At 53.7% G+C, this 13958-nt stretch carries 14 protein-coding genes; 5 read left to right on the top strand and 9 right to left on the bottom strand.

What is annotated here, in order from left to right; all coding sequences use genetic code 11:
* Positions 1–39: 39 nt before the first annotated feature.
* From O5O45_RS11245 to O5O45_RS11230, 4 genes are all read right to left on the bottom strand, one after another.
* A complete protein-coding gene (locus O5O45_RS11245) occupies positions 40–282 on the bottom strand; it encodes a hypothetical protein (RefSeq protein WP_305905316.1) in 243 nt (80 codons plus the stop codon).
* A 239-nt stretch (positions 283–521) separates the two neighbouring features.
* Positions 522–1628, bottom strand: a complete 1107-nt coding sequence (locus O5O45_RS11240; RefSeq protein ID WP_305905315.1) for an NAD-dependent epimerase/dehydratase family protein — start codon at positions 1626–1628, stop codon at positions 522–524.
* 381 nt (positions 1629–2009) lie between these two features.
* On the bottom strand, positions 2010–3401 hold the full coding sequence (locus O5O45_RS11235; RefSeq protein ID WP_305905314.1) for a vitamin K epoxide reductase family protein: 1392 nt from the start codon (positions 3399–3401) through the stop codon (positions 2010–2012).
* Between the two features lie 42 nt (positions 3402–3443).
* On the bottom strand, positions 3444–3980 hold the full coding sequence (locus O5O45_RS11230) for a type 1 glutamine amidotransferase domain-containing protein (RefSeq protein WP_305905313.1): 537 nt from the start codon (positions 3978–3980) through the stop codon (positions 3444–3446).
* 327 nt (positions 3981–4307) lie between these two features.
* Between O5O45_RS11230 and O5O45_RS11225 the strand changes: the two genes are divergently transcribed.
* A complete protein-coding gene (locus tag O5O45_RS11225) occupies positions 4308–4598 on the top strand; it encodes a hypothetical protein (protein ID WP_305905312.1) in 291 nt (96 codons plus the stop codon).
* A 248-nt stretch (positions 4599–4846) separates the two neighbouring features.
* Here the strand turns inward: O5O45_RS11225 and O5O45_RS11220 are convergent, their stop codons facing one another.
* A complete protein-coding gene (locus tag O5O45_RS11220; protein WP_305905311.1) occupies positions 4847–5356 on the bottom strand; it encodes an OsmC family protein in 510 nt (169 codons plus the stop codon).
* Positions 5357–5499: 143 nt separating this feature from the next.
* Here O5O45_RS11220 and O5O45_RS11215 point away from each other — a divergent pair, with 143 nt between their 5' ends.
* The gene (locus tag O5O45_RS11215) at positions 5500–5784 is read left to right on the top strand and encodes a hypothetical protein (protein ID WP_305905310.1); all 285 of its coding nucleotides are present in this window, start codon (positions 5500–5502) and stop codon (positions 5782–5784) included.
* A 63-nt stretch (positions 5785–5847) separates the two neighbouring features.
* Here O5O45_RS11215 and O5O45_RS11210 read toward each other — a convergent pair whose 3' ends face one another.
* Both O5O45_RS11210 and O5O45_RS11205 read right to left on the bottom strand, forming a co-directional pair.
* Positions 5848–7743 (bottom strand): pre-peptidase C-terminal domain-containing protein, encoded by a 1896-nt coding sequence (locus O5O45_RS11210; RefSeq protein ID WP_305905309.1) that lies wholly within the window; start codon positions 7741–7743, stop codon positions 5848–5850.
* Between the two features lie 396 nt (positions 7744–8139).
* Complete coding sequence (locus O5O45_RS11205; RefSeq protein WP_305905308.1) at positions 8140–9000, bottom strand: LysR family transcriptional regulator; 861 nt, start codon at positions 8998–9000, stop codon at positions 8140–8142.
* Positions 9001–9124: 124 nt separating this feature from the next.
* Here O5O45_RS11205 and O5O45_RS11200 point away from each other — a divergent pair, with 124 nt between their 5' ends.
* The 3 genes from O5O45_RS11200 (at position 9125) to O5O45_RS11190 (ending at position 11468) form a co-directional block, all read left to right on the top strand.
* Positions 9125–9511: a YybH family protein gene (locus O5O45_RS11200; protein ID WP_305905307.1), complete on the top strand. Its 387-nt coding sequence runs from the start codon at positions 9125–9127 to the stop codon at positions 9509–9511.
* 70 nt (positions 9512–9581) lie between these two features.
* Positions 9582–10310: an alpha/beta fold hydrolase gene (locus O5O45_RS11195; RefSeq protein ID WP_305905306.1), complete on the top strand. Its 729-nt coding sequence runs from the start codon at positions 9582–9584 to the stop codon at positions 10308–10310.
* Between the two features lie 180 nt (positions 10311–10490).
* Positions 10491–11468: a transposase gene (locus tag O5O45_RS11190; protein WP_305905305.1), complete on the top strand. Its 978-nt coding sequence runs from the start codon at positions 10491–10493 to the stop codon at positions 11466–11468.
* A 78-nt stretch (positions 11469–11546) separates the two neighbouring features.
* On the opposite strand, the gene O5O45_RS11185 is transcribed toward O5O45_RS11190, so the two are convergent.
* Positions 11547–12179, bottom strand: a complete 633-nt coding sequence (locus O5O45_RS11185) for an HAD-IA family hydrolase (RefSeq protein ID WP_305905304.1) — start codon at positions 12177–12179, stop codon at positions 11547–11549.
* Between the two features lie 155 nt (positions 12180–12334).
* Positions 12335–13708 (bottom strand): discoidin domain-containing protein, encoded by a 1374-nt coding sequence (locus O5O45_RS11180; protein WP_305905303.1) that lies wholly within the window; start codon positions 13706–13708, stop codon positions 12335–12337.
* Positions 13709–13958 lie beyond the last annotated feature (250 nt).

The raw sequence follows: 13958 nt of genomic DNA, 5'->3' as shown, positions 1-13958 counted from the left end.
GAGGGAGGCGCTGGCGTGTGATCGAGCGCCCCGGCGCCTTCACCAACCCCGAGACTTCATGCGTTTGAGCTGATACTCCATGGACGATTGATCCATCAGGCGGCTGATCTCTTTCAGGGACAGCTGCTTGTAGCGTCTTTGCTCTTTGGATGAAGGGGGAGCGCCTAACATCACTGGCTCCTCTTCGGACCACTTTTCGAGGTCGGTCAAATATTCAGTGCGATAACGCTGAATCGCTTCTTCGGCGAGTTGGCGGGGAGACTTTTGAGACTGCGTATCCATATGCAACACCTGGGCTGAAATGCAAGTATAAGCAAGTCGAATTTAAAAGCATGACAGTGGCTATGTCAAGTGTAATTGGCTTGTATTTCAAGGGTAGGCAGCCAAAAGGCGGATAAGTGAGAACCTGTATTGAAAGCAAAATTGTATATCATGTGAGCGCCGAGACAAGTGGAATCTCCGCCGGACTTGCCGGCGAAGGAGTGATTTTTAGCGCATAATCAAGCGCTTAGCCTAAACGATTAAGATGCCTTGAGGGATTTCGGCGGGGTGACGTCATTGGCTTTATACCAGCCTTGAGGATCTTTCTTCAGGTTGGCGATCAACTTCTCCAGGTCATCGAACAGGGCGTGCCGCGGTTTCCAGTCGAGAAGGTCGGCGGCGCGACTGACATCCAGCTCATAATGATCGGATGACATGTCCACCATAAATGGCTTGATGAAAGGCTTCTCGCCCTTATCGATGCTGTCGGGAATAATCGGCTCAGCCTTTTCCTCCACCCAAGCGCCGGCCTTGGCCACTGACTTAGGAACTCGCAGGGTGCGCCAGCGTTCCTTGCCGTGAATCAACTCGCCAATGCGATCCTGCAGTTCGCCATAACTTACGACGCGTTCTTCGCCAATCAACATGATGTTTTCTTTAGGCAGATCGCGGCGGCGCTGCAAGGTTTTCAAAAATGCCTGCATCAAGTCCTGACGATGCACATAGGCTTGGCCGGCGTCGGTGTCGCCGGGATACAAATGGCTTTCCAGATCTCTCTCATAGATGCGCGCGATCTGCTGCGACAAGACGGGGGCGGCTTGTTTGTCGTCATACAGGCCGGCGAGACGCAGGATGCTGTAGGGCATAGCGCCAGCATTCTCCTTGATGATGATCTCCGCTTTGATCTTGTACTCAGGATACACCCAATCCGGGTCCAGGGGCGTTTCCTCGGTGATGGGGGCGCCGTCAGGCTCGCTGGCGCGATGGACCAGCATGGTGCTGGAGTAGATGAAGCGCTCCACGTAGAAATCCTGCAACGCCGCCATGAGATTGCGTGCGCCATTCACGTTGACTTCTTCGTAGAGCGGGGAGTCTTCCCCGGTGAAATCGAAATACGCGGCCAAATGAAAGACGGCGGCGATGTGACGGCCAAATTTCTCCCGGAAGGCGTCGAAGGTTTTCTTGACGTCATTTGGGGAAGTCAGGTCCAGGGTGTAGCTGTGATCCGCGAGAGGCGTTTCTTCACGATCCATACCGATAACCTGATACTTTCCCGTCAGGGTAAGAATGAGACTGGACCCGATATCGCCAGCGGAACCGGTGACGATGACCAACGGTCGTGTTGAGATGTTTGTAGTTTCCGACATGACTCTTTCCAACTTTCCTTTATCTGATGAGTGATGCGGCCGCTTCCTGCTGCACACTGCGTTGGTGAGGCACGGTGGTTGCGAACTGACCAACGCCACGGGAAAACGACCTCCTTGTCAGTTAGCTGATACAAGGGTCGTGCCAGTCTAAAGTGGGTGTCCTGGTAAGACGCTGGTAAGGCCCTGGTGGGCGGCTTGAGGTGGATGTCCTGATATGACGTGAGGGCGTGAGGTGGGTGTCCTGATATGAGTACAAGGCTGGTTTGTGCGTTGGGAGGGATGCTGGCGTGAACTTTGATGCTTTTAAGATACGGACGTTTTGCGCCGTCACCCTCGGCAACGTCCGCATATGGCTGGCGTCGTAAATAGCGCCGGTAACAGCTAGAACATCCAGCGATTCCAGTTACCGTAACGCCTGCTGATCTCGCCTCGCGGCAGGCTCAACAGGATCAGCGCCAAACCGGCGATCAGGCTGGCGACAGAGGCGTTCAGGCTTGGGCCATAGGCGAAGGGCGTCAGCAATAGGCAAACGCCAAGTGGGATCAGCAGAAAGCGCACGGGTCTCGCGACTTCCGTCAATGCGATCACCGCCACGGTAATGGTTAATGACCCAATCAGATGATCCCAGTCCGCCATCGCGCCCTCGGTTCCGAACAACAAGCGTGTGAACATCAAACCCACGCCGATGAGGATGCTCACAGCGAGGTTCCAAGGCAGTCCTACACCGCCGCCAACGATATCTTTCATGATGGCGGCCGGGCGTTGCTCGAAGCTGGGCTCTGGCGCGACGCGTCCGCCGCTGTCTTCATCACCAAGGAAGAATACTTTCCACAGCGAGCGCCCCGCCTGTTTACGCCGATATAAGAATTGACCGGTAGCTACTAATTCGTCCAGCGAATAGGGGATTTGCAACAGCATGGCGGTAGCCGCAATCAGACAGAGGGTGCACCAGGTCTCCAGCAAAATAGGCTGAATAATGATGAAGGTGATGGAGACAATGCCGAGAGGCACAATCATGAATCCGAACAACGCCACCAGCCAGGGCATGGTGCGCCAGCGTTTGTGAGATCCCACCAGCCCGGACAGGATTTCCAGCGCATAGGTTAACGCGCCCACTCCGGCGTCGGGAACCGGCCAGGCCTCGGACACATACGAGGTGATGATTTCTTCCGCGCCGTTCTGGGGATCTATGCGTGAGCCGGTGAAGAACGGGTCCCACACCTCGGGAATATGTTGTAACTGGTATGCGCACAGATAAGTCGAGATCAGCAGGCCAACCATAGCCAGGGCGATGATCGGCAGGCGTTGAAACCAGCTGGAAGGGTTGAAATCCCATCCCGCCGGAATGTTGGTTTCATCCAGCTCCGCCTGCGATGAAACGCCTGGACAGGGCGGTAGCGCGATAGCGAAGCCGATAACCAGAATGCCGGTCAGGGTGTCGTTTAGGTAGGCGGCTGCGTTGGGTGTCCAGAATAGCAGTGGCGCTGACATTAGCCACACCCCCACTGTGGCGCAAACCCAGCGCGCCCAACTGAAGCGCCAGGACAGGGATAGTCCGGCGAAGGCCAGCAAAACGAGCCCTGCGACCACATCGCTGTATATCATGCCTGGCTCGCTATAGTCCCGTAGCGCCGGCGAACAGATGAGCCAGAGCGCCAGGGCCATATTTATGAAGTGGGCCCACAGGTTGCGGCTATGCAGGGCCCGGTATTGGTCGCGATGTTCGATGGAGCGCGAGAATGGCGATAATGACCGGATCATCTGTTCCTGCATAGCGGACTCCCTTTTATGTGTTCACAGGCGAATGTGAAATGGTTACAGCGAGGCGATGGCGTCCTTGATGGCGCTCACGAAGGCGTCGAGATCGCCTGGATGGCGGGCGGTAATGATATTGCGGTCTCGTACAGTGGCTTCATCCACCCATTCCGCGCCGGCGTTTTTCATGTCGGTGATAATGGACTGGTAGGAAGTGGCGCGAATGCCGCGGACGATCTGCGCCTCGATCAATAGCCAGGGGCCGTGGCAGATGGCGGCGATGGGCTTTTCCGCGATGTTGAATTTATGGATCAGGTCTACCACTGTCTTTTCCACCCGCAGTAAGTCGGGGTTTATCTGCCCTCCGGGCAATACCAGCGCGTGGTAGTCTTCTACATCCACCTCCTGTACGGTCTTGTCTACCGGGACTTCTTCGCCCCAATCTTTCCCGCTCCAACCGCGAATACGTCCTGTCTGCAGGGAGGCGACATGAACGGTGACGCCTGCGTCGCGCAGACGGTCCCGGGGAACCTCCAGCTCGGATTGTTCGAATCCGTGAGTGGCGATGATGAGAACCTTGGCTTCGTTGATATTCATAGTGAATGCTTCCGTTTGCTGATGTCCGTGTTGGCGGCGCAGCTCCAAGTTGTGGAACCCGGGCTACGATGGGTGTCCTGATAGTCGCGGCAATTTCCTTGCCATGGCTGAATTCAGACAGAATGAAGGGGCTGTGGGCTTGGGAGCGCTTGGAAAAGGGCGTCGCATTTGTGTTCTGACGGTACTTTTTCCAACCGTCTTGTAAAGCTTACAATTGAGTTCCCTGACTTTTCCCTTGGAAGCACGAGGGCATATACTTAGTCAGGCTGTGGCTGGCTGGGCGGAAAACAAAAATCTCCGGGTTAGGGCGCCAATAAATGACAGATCATGAACAACGCGACATTGGTTGACGAAGGTTGGCATAAACTGGGCCAACCTGGCTGTCGTCCTGAGCAGGCGACTGCGTACATCACTTGCAAGTTGAGACAGCTTGACGAGATAAGGAGCGCCGAGGATTTGTCTGATAACGTGCTGAGTAATCTGGACGACTGTAAAGACCAGTTTGCCGTTCTGATGAGAAGTATTGCCACCAACGATTATTATCCTCAATACATCTTCACAAATCGTTTGCTTGAATTGATTCAGATAGAAATTGAACAAGTACGCGAAAACGGATAAAACCGCCTGCCTTGACCATTCTTCGCTGAATAAACATCTGCGCCATGAGTAACGGTGCGCTGTCGCCAGCGGCGATCAAGGCCCTGAACAAAGGCGCCAAGCCGGGCATGGTGGCGTGCCGCCCGCGTGTATGGTAGGTGAACGCCATGGGCGTCGACAGCCTGAGCCAGATCTTCCCGGAACTGATTTTCCGGCGCATTGGCGATATGCGCGTAGAAACCTTCGCGGAACTATATGAATTCCTCATCCTAGGATGCCGTGGCATACTCCACATGGATGTCCGGCGACTGAGCCAAAGTCTGGTAAACCACGCAGTAGCGCTCCGTCAGTTTCATCAGGGAGCGGAGTTGCTCCGTGTCCGCCTGGCTTTTGAGGTCAAAATGCAGGCGGATGGCCTTGAAGCCGACCGGGGCCTCTTTCGCAACGGACAGTGTGCCTCTGAAATCCAGGTCCCCCTCCGCGCGAATCACGGCATCCTGCAGATCCACCCCGGTCGCCGTGGCGACGGCCCGCAAGGTGACGCCGGCGCAGGCCACCAGAGCTTCCAGCAACATGTCGCCGGAACACAGCGATAAACCATCACCCCCCGTCGCAGGATGCAACCCCGCCTCCGCCATCGCTCTACCGGTTTCCACCTTACAAGTGATTCCTTCGCCGATATGTCCTTGCGCTTTCAGCGTAATCAACGCCGTTTCCGGCTTTTCTTTGTATTGCTGCTTCAAGGGAGACTGCAAGGCTTTGAGTTCATCCGCATTCATAAATGCCTCCAGAGATATAGAGATTGGGACCATGAATGTATATTAGCTGAGGCGCTAAAGGTCAGAGTCGCCTCTATAGCCTTACTGAAGATCGCATCCCCCTGCGAGTCATACCTGGGGTTACCACCTAAACTGATGAAAATATGGATAAAATGACAAAAAACGCCTGCCTGAAATACCACTCTCTAAAAATGCTGATGACGCTGGACTTAAACAAGGCCGTGGAGGCGTTGGCGACTGAATATGGCGATTCCTTTTCGCTGGATATTTCATTGATGGATGATGCAGAACGCGAACGCTGCATGGAAATCTCTGGCGCAGTCGCTATCGTGAGCGAACGGTTTTGGATTCTTGAGAAGGAGGACGGCGGAGGCTTGGTTCGCAGGAGGGACCTTGAGAAGAAAATTGTCGACGAAGGCCAGAAGTAGAAAGCAATTAGCCCTGAAAAAAAGCCCCCAGGGCATCTTGGGGGCTTCGGATGACGGAAAATGTTATTCCTCCATATGCTCCGTCAAATTCATCGAGGCTCTGGCTCCAGAGCCTGTTTTATAGGTGGCTACCAGCTGGATGCCAGAATATGGCTTAAACGCGTGCAGCATGATGTGGAAGGTTCCGGCATTGGGGTAGCGCCATGAGCACCATTCCACCTGGGTGGTCGAATAAGGGCGGCAGTGGTATTTGCTCAGCGTCGGCTGGGATTGGTGCATGACGTGCATATCCGCGTCGCCGGTTCCGCCGGACATCTCAATACGCAAGTTCGTTGCGCCGGCGGGCACGTTCAGGCGGAAATAAGACTTCTCACCCTGTGCGCCGGACAGGTTACGGTACACCTGCCCATTGGACATTTCGCGGTTATTGCCCTGATCGTTGTCGTTCTCATAGCCGACTTGCAGAGAGATCCCTGAGTAGTTGGAGAACGCATGCAGCATGATGTAGTACTTGCCGGCCTGAGGCGTGCGGTAATAGCACAGCTCGTCCTGAGTGGTGGTGTAAGGACGACAGTTGTAGTTGTTAAAGCCGGGGCGATCGCCACGTTTAACGTACATATCCACGTCGCCGCGTCCGCCGCTGATTTTGAAGTACAGATTGCGGGAGCCGGCAGGGACATCCAACACGTAGTAAGTCAGATCTTCTTTATTGGCCGACATGTTCTGCACGGTCTGGCCGTTGCGCAGGGTGGTTTCAGTGTTGCTATCATCACCGCCATCGTCGCTCCCATTGTCGTCGCCTCCGTCAGTGGGATCGCCGCCGTTGGGAACACCCGGGTTGCTAATTGAGCGATTGGCGCAGTAACGATAGTTGTTTTTGCTCAGCCAGAAGTAATTACAGTCGCCATCGTAGCTCCAGCGACCGGTTTTTACTTTGTAACCGGATAGGGCGACGCCCTCAAGGTGGAAGTAGCCGCCGTTGTACTTCAAGCTGAAATGCTGGTGCGGACCGGTGGAGCTGCCGCCGTCGCAGAGCGCTTGAGAGCGGTTGTTGGCGTAGTTCGCCAGTTTCTGATTGCGGGAAACCGTGGCGCGATTCTGGAACTGGATGTTGTCCAGGTGATAGTAAGTGGTGGACCAGCCGCCTTCGTGCAAAACCTCAACGAAACAGGAAGAGTGACGAATTGCCGTGCCTCCCGCCGACGCCGCCGCCCACTTGTTGGAGGTGTTGGAACCCCAGTAGCCGCCGTTGTTCAAGTCCAGAGAAGAAAGCGGGTAGCTGCCGCTGCCGGTGTATGTGTGCGCCCCACCGAAATACCACTGTTCGCCCACAGGGAAGGGCAACTGCAGCAGGTTATCCGGCGGAACAGCGTTACGGGTGTAGGCGGCGAAACGATTCAGAGACGGAGCGGCCGAAGGCGTTGCGGACCGGGCTGTTTCCGGGAACAGTCGATGATAGACCTCCTGGAACTCCTCGACATCGCCTTCAGAGCTGTTGCGCAATTCGTCGGATAGGGACTGCGTCGCAATGCCCTGGCCCACGAAAGACAGATTCTGTTGCTCTCGTCCTACAGTTTTGTAGTAGTTGGTGGCGAGGCGTGTGGCGATATCCTGCACCTGCGCATTGAAGCCGGATTCGGAAGACAATTCGCCCATCGGCTGCTGCATGGCCGCGAACTGGCGTCCGCCATGGCTGAGCAAGCCGCTTTGCATTTCAATCAGGGTCATCAGGACCTTGGGGCTGACGGTGCTGTAACCGGCCCAGTGTGTAATAACGTCCGCTTGATCTTTCAGGTGAGGCGCATGTTCTTCAAGGTACGCCGCCACGTCGAAGTTCAGCATCTCGTCGTAGGAATATATGAATTGGTCGTCGGGAATTGCATCGCTATCGTAGGCCTGTGCGACAAATGGCAGAGCAGTCAGCGCGCAGGTCAGGATAGACTTGATCATCCTATTCATGAGGTTTCTCTTTGGGATTGAGTTGTAAGTATTAGAATTATCTTGCGCAGTCTGTATGAAGGATGGGTCTGGTGGAATCAGTAAAACGGCAGAAATTCGACTCGTCCGGTCAGGGTTGGGGTTATCCGTAAAGGGTTATACGCTATACCGTTTAGTGTAAGCGGCGTAAGCGTAATGGGTGAAACTTGAAACTTTGGTTGTGTTTGCTGCAGAAAAATGAGGCGTAGCGCTCAGTTTAACGACGTCATGAGAGGCGGGCTAATTATGGGTGTCTTGATAAGTAATCATGGGTGTCCTGATAAGCACTGATAAGCAGCGAAAACAGAATGACAGCGTAATCAGTCTCAACTGCAAAAAGTGGGTGTCCATTTAAACACCCAAATAGAAAACCAAGCGTTACCCCAATGACTCCAATTTCCATTTCAGCCGTTCCGTCGCCTGCCTGAGAATGAAGGGAAGCCGCTTGCCGAAGGTATGCAGGGCGTACACGTCTCTGTCCTCCGCCTGCCAATCCGAGGCTACCCTTTCCAGCTCTCCACGCCCGATGGCGTCCGCCACGAATATGGAAGGCGCCAACAGCAAGCCTAAACCGTGCCGGGCGTAACTGATCGCCGCTGGCAGCGTATTGACCTGCATCGTCTTACCCGCCTGTAGAGCAATCTGTTCATCGTTGTTGAACACAGAAGCTTTGTGCTGCCAGGGCAGCAGGATCAACGTGTGGTTTTGCAACTGTTTAGGATCAGGCTTGCCATGGGTGTCCTGATAAGCTTGCGAAGCAACCAGGAACGAACGCAGGACACCCAGTTTGAGCGCGTGGTAGTCGCTGTCTTTCTGGGGGCCGACTGTGATCGCCATGTCTAATTTATGCTCAAGCAGATCGAGTTTCTGATCTGAAAAGGTGACATCTGCGATCAGCTTTGGATATTGCCGGCACAAGTCGGCGATCACTGACTCCACCAGCAGTGACTCAAAGGCGTGCGGAGCCGTAATTGCGATTCTTCCCTGAGGCTCCTGCTCAAAATCCTGCAACTCATCCACCGCCAGCTGCAGTGTTTCCGCCATTTGTTCGCAGCGCAATGCGAATTGGCGTCCCGCAGGCGTCAGATGCAGCCTTCGGGTGCTACGACTCAGTAGCTTTGTTCCCACCAACGTTTCCAGTTGACTGATATAGGTGCTGATGGCCGAACGGGTGTGGCCGAGGTTTTCCGCCGCTCCAGTGAAGGAGCCGCACTTTACTACTTCGTTAAACACCAACATACGATATGGAAGCGCCTTTTGTTCATTATTTCTAAACATTGAGTTTTAAAGTGAGCTAATTATTGCGTAATTGGATTCGAATATTATTCCTCCCACTCCCAAAACAGCAAGAGAGGAAAGTGAAATGTCCCCAATCGTTATCGAAGAAGTTCTGAACGCCAGCAGAGAATGGATTGCCTGCTTTAACCGTGGCGATGTTGAAGGTTGCCTCTCTGGCTACCTGCCTGACGCCGTCATGCGTGTGGACCCGGTTGGAGAGTTCAAAGGCGCTGGCGCAATCGCTTTATTCTGGCGCGACTTCGCCAACCTCAACCCCTCGCAGCTTGAGTATCTGGACGTAAACGTCAAAGTTATCGACGCCAAAAGCGCCGTTCTTTCCGCTAACTGGCGCATGAATATCGCCAGCGGCTTTATCAGCAAAGAGCTGTGGGTCAAGCAGGACAGCGGAGAATGGAAGCTGGCGCAGGATGACTTCAGCGTTTTGAGCCTGAACCCACAGCAAAGCGCCTGAGCTTATCAGGACACCCACTTTTGTAACCGGACACCCATTTCAACGTTTGTCACTTAACGCAGAGGTAGCTATGAAAAGCACATATATTCTTGTACACGCTGCATGGCTGGGCGCTTGGGCATGGAAGCATGTGGCGGATCACTTGACGGCCAAGGGGCATACTGTCATCGCTCCCGACTTACCGGGTCACGGAGGGGATCAAACGCCAGCTAAATTCATCCAATTGCAGAATTATGTTGCGACAGTGCTTGAAGCGGTGGAGCGCGCAGAGCAACCTGTCATCCTGGTCGGCCACAGCTTTGCGGGAGTGACCATCAGCCAGGTTGCTGAGGCGCGACCAGAGAAAATTCGTGGTCTGGTTTATCTCACGGCGTTCTTGTTGCCCAATGGCGCTTCATTTGGTGATGCCGTGGCCGGAGTAACCGGTTCTTTGGCGGTGGATAACTTCTATTTATCTGACGATAAGACTGAGGCGTATATCGTCGCCGACAAAGTGCATGCCGCCTTTGCTCAGGATGCGTCTGCGGAAGCCTTTAGCGAAGCCGCCAAATACATGGTGGCGGAACCAGCGGCTCCGTTGTTTGAAAAGCTAAGCGTCACTGATGAACGTTGCGGCGCCATTCCGAAGTATTACATTGAAACAACAGAGGACAACGCGGTGCCGCTTGCGGCGCAAAGGCAAATGGCCGCACAAGGAGGCGTTCGTCGCACTTATTCGATGGCCACCGGGCATTGCCCAAACCTGACTCAACCGAAGGAAGTGGCGGCCTATCTGCTGGCGATTGCTGAAGAGCTGTAGTGCATTGAAACGGTTGAAAAAGCGGTGCGAATAAACGCATGAGCCTATCAGGACACCCACTTTATTAGGGTGGGTGTCCATTTTGCTGTGGTCTAATTGCGCAGCTCCCAGACTTGACGGTCACTAATAATACTGGTTATATAGCCAGCACTTTGTGACGTTAATTCAAGGATGAAAGCCATGCCAAAGCCACGGAATGCCCAGATTTCCGTCGAAGCCACGCCTTACTACCACTGTATCTCTCGCTGTGTGCGGCAAGCGTATTTATGCGGTCAGGATACTGATGGTCGGGATTATTCTCACCGCCGTAAATGGGTGGAGTCCCGAATCTTATTTCTCTCGTCTGTATTCGCCATTGATGTGTGCGCCTACGCGGTGATGAGTAATCATTTCCATGTTGTGCTTCATGTCAATGCAAGTCACGCGGCATCATGGAGCGATAGAGACGTGGTTCAGCGCTGGAATAAACTTTTTACCGGGACCGAACTGAGTTGGCGTTATTTGCGAGGTGAGCCGATAGAAGACGCTCACTTCCGGTTGCTGAAAAAGCAGATAGCAGTTTGGCGGCAGCGGCTTGCATGCATCAGTTGGTTTATGCGTTGCCTGAATGAGCCCATTGCAAGAATGGCGAACCGGGAGGACGGCTGTACTGGCCGGTTTTGGGAAGGTCGCTTCAAGTCTCAAGCGCTGTTGGACGAAAAAGCATTGTTGGCATGTCTGGCCTATGTCGATTTGAATCCCGTGCGCGCCAATTTGGCGAGGACGCCGGAAGAAAGCGCGTACACCTCCATCCAAAGACGCATCAATGCTTTAAAAAGTGAACAACCGCAGCAACCCGCGAAACTCTTGCCGTTTGTGGGCCCTCATCAAAATAACGCCTCTCAGGGTATTCCATTCGCTCTGGATGACTATTTGGCGCTTGTTGATTGGACGGGCAGAGCACAAAGGGATGATAAACCTGGCTATATCCATCAAAGCTATCCGCCAATATTGCAACGCTTGAACTTCGATCCTAACCACTGGCTGACGGCCAGTCTGAAATTTGAGAGTCGCTTCAGAGGTTGGGTCGGCGCTTTTTATCGGCTGAAGTCAGTTTGCGCCAAGCTGGGTTACAAGCGGATTCCAGGCCGCGCAGCCGCTAGATTGCTTTCAGTATGAAGGAATGCGGGCCACGCGGAGTCGAGCAGGTTAAACGAGTCAATCCTGTTAACAGGACACCCACAATAAGAGCGTGGATCAAAGTCTCTCCACCAGCTTTTCTACAATTTCCAGCGGAGTCTCAAAGCAATAATCCGGCTGTTCTTCTTTCAGGCGTGTGAAGGTGTTGTAACCCCAGGCGACGGAACCGCATTTCAGGCCGGCTTTACGTGCGGCCTCGATGTCTCTCAACTCATCGCCGATGTATATCGCTTCGTGGGCCTGTATCTTCTCGTTTTTAAGGAGTGCTCGCAGTTTATGCGCCTTGCCGGACAAAGACATGCCGCAACTGAAATAGTCGAACATTTCGAGATCATTATGTTTGAGAAAAATACGGATATTGCTCTCTGAGTTGGACGAACCGATGCCCAGTTTGTAGTCGTGATCGGTTAAGCGCTGAAGCGTCTCTTTGATATGAGGAAAGGGTTTAACGCTGGTCATCTTGCCTGCGGCGCGCTTTCTGAATTCCCTGGCCAATTGGGGGGTGCGCCAGGCGCTGATGCCCAAAAACTCCATGATTTCGCCGTAGGTTTTATCCCTCAGCATTTCGCCTTCTTCCTCGGTGACATAGCGGAAGTTGAAGGTCTTTGACATGTCTTGGATGTTCTTGAGAAACCAGGAGTAGGTGTCGGCGATAGTCCCATCAAAATCGAAAATAACGTAGGCAACCACGTAAAAATCCTTTTTTCTAGTCGGGAGGCGGTTGAAGGACGGCTCATTGGTTTTTATATGCGAGTAAAAAGATAGCAGCTATTTAGCGAAGGGAAAGCAGCGGACAGTAAATCCGGTGGCTGTCCACCGGATTTAGGTCATCGAGCCAGGAATGTTCAGTCGCACACCTGCCACTGAACTGTGCCTGACCCCGTCCCGAAACGCTGCATGGTGTATTTCTCAATGTCGATGAGATACCCCGTGCGGCCCAGGTTCTGGGTACAGCAGCCATCGCAGTCCGAGTCGGCGCACATGTCGTATACGACGACATCGATTTCCTTGCCGCCCTGGCGTAATCGTAGCGTCTTACCGTTTAGCCAATTGAAATCCTTGGAGTGAACCGCTGCGATATTGTGCGCCTTGACCCAGCTTTCCGGTTGTACGCCATCCAGGCCCGCGAACTGGCCGGCCCATTCACAGCCGTTGTACTTGATGCACTCTTCACTGTTGGGATCAGGGTAAGATTCGTAGTTAGTCAGATTGGCTTCGTTCCAGTTATTACCTGCGGCGCAGCTAGCGCCGGAGTCGTCTCCGTTGTCTCCATCATCATTGCCATTGTCTGAGTCACCACCGTCATCGCCACCTTGATACTCATCCCAGAACCAGTGGCTGATGACCGGATCATAGCCAGGGTTAGCGTGAACGGCGATATATAGTTTCCCTTTGTAGCGGACGATGTCTCCTTCCACGTAGTTATGTCCCGACTGCCAATCCGGGAAATCATCGGAACCTCCGTCCGTTGTCTCCGTTCTGGATACGCGAACTGAGGATGCGTCGTCGTCACGGTTTAACTCCGCCGCGTCGGAAGTATAGAGGTCTCGTACGCCTTTGAAATTGTTGTGCTGAAACACTTCCAGCTTAAGGCCATTGGGAACTCGCGCGGAAGACAGGTCGTCATTCAGCGCGCCGCGGGAAATCAGGCTGGTTAAGCTGTAGTCGCCAACAGGCAGTTCTACTGCATAGCCCTTAAAGTGGGTGTCCTCGTAGAGCGTGACGAATTTTTCTCCGCCACTGTTTGAGTCAGCGCCGTATATTTCTATTTCCCACAACGAATAGCCGTATTCGGTTCCGCGCTTTTTGCCTTTTATGCGGATATATCTGCCTGAGGCGTTCAAGTTGGTCAGATCATCAACGCCTCCGTCTGCGTTAGTGACGGAGCGGACTGTCGTCCAGGTTGAAGCATCATTGGAGACCTGTACGTCATAGGCTTTAGCATAAGCCGCCTCCCATGTAAGCCTGACGTGGGATATGGATCGCTTTTCTCCCAGGTCCACATAGATCCAGGCTGAACTGCCGTAGGCGCTACCCCAGCGTGTGCTGGCGTCGCCGTCGACCGCCATGTAGCCGCTGAGATCACTGGATTCGACAGAAGACGTGGAGACAGGTCGCATGTGCGCCAGATTCTCCGCTGCGAAAGCGCAATGGCCGAAGCCAGCTCCCGCTGCGATAGAGAGGGCGAGCGCATGTCTGCGCCAGTAGGATGAAATCATGGGTGTCCTTCCTTATTGCTTTAATTGGGTTCATTGGCGGTCAGGCTTGGCGACGCCTGTTATTAACGTGATACGTTTTCGAGTCTAGGTTGGGAACCGTTCCCAAACGATTGCCCAAAGGGGCTAAAAGGGATCTAGTCCAAAGGCGTGCAACCTCCTGCCCAGATGCAGGGATTTATTACATCTGTTTAACTGGCTAATTGTGGGTGTCCCAGTAATTTGTACGGCGGCGATGCGCTCACTGATATGA

Source organism: Hahella sp. HNIBRBA332 (genome assembly GCF_030719035.1).
In the GTDB taxonomy this organism is placed as follows: domain Bacteria; phylum Pseudomonadota; class Gammaproteobacteria; order Pseudomonadales; family Oleiphilaceae; genus Hahella.
The sequence above is the reverse complement of the archived record's forward strand: the minus strand, read 5'-3'. Positions and strand labels throughout refer to the sequence as shown.

Coding starts and splice junctions, on each gene's coding strand:
- O5O45_RS11245 (WP_305905316.1), bottom strand. CDS start 282: ATGGATACGCAGTCTCAAAAGTCTCCCCGCCAACTCGCCGAAGAAGCG.
- O5O45_RS11240 (WP_305905315.1), bottom strand. CDS start 1,628: ATGTCGGAAACTACAAACATCTCAACACGACCGTTGGTCATCGTCACC.
- O5O45_RS11235 (WP_305905314.1), bottom strand. CDS start 3,401: ATGCAGGAACAGATGATCCGGTCATTATCGCCATTCTCGCGCTCCATC.
- O5O45_RS11230 (WP_305905313.1), bottom strand. CDS start 3,980: ATGAATATCAACGAAGCCAAGGTTCTCATCATCGCCACTCACGGATTC.
- O5O45_RS11225 (WP_305905312.1), top strand. CDS start 4,308: ATGAACAACGCGACATTGGTTGACGAAGGTTGGCATAAACTGGGCCAA.
- O5O45_RS11220 (WP_305905311.1), bottom strand. CDS start 5,356: ATGAATGCGGATGAACTCAAAGCCTTGCAGTCTCCCTTGAAGCAGCAA.
- O5O45_RS11215 (WP_305905310.1), top strand. CDS start 5,500: ATGGATAAAATGACAAAAAACGCCTGCCTGAAATACCACTCTCTAAAA.
- O5O45_RS11210 (WP_305905309.1), bottom strand. CDS start 7,743: ATGAATAGGATGATCAAGTCTATCCTGACCTGCGCGCTGACTGCTCTG.
- O5O45_RS11205 (WP_305905308.1), bottom strand. CDS start 9,000: ATGTTGGTGTTTAACGAAGTAGTAAAGTGCGGCTCCTTCACTGGAGCG.
- O5O45_RS11200 (WP_305905307.1), top strand. CDS start 9,125: ATGTCCCCAATCGTTATCGAAGAAGTTCTGAACGCCAGCAGAGAATGG.
- O5O45_RS11195 (WP_305905306.1), top strand. CDS start 9,582: ATGAAAAGCACATATATTCTTGTACACGCTGCATGGCTGGGCGCTTGG.
- O5O45_RS11190 (WP_305905305.1), top strand. CDS start 10,491: ATGCCAAAGCCACGGAATGCCCAGATTTCCGTCGAAGCCACGCCTTAC.
- O5O45_RS11180 (WP_305905303.1), bottom strand. CDS start 13,708: ATGATTTCATCCTACTGGCGCAGACATGCGCTCGCCCTCTCTATCGCA.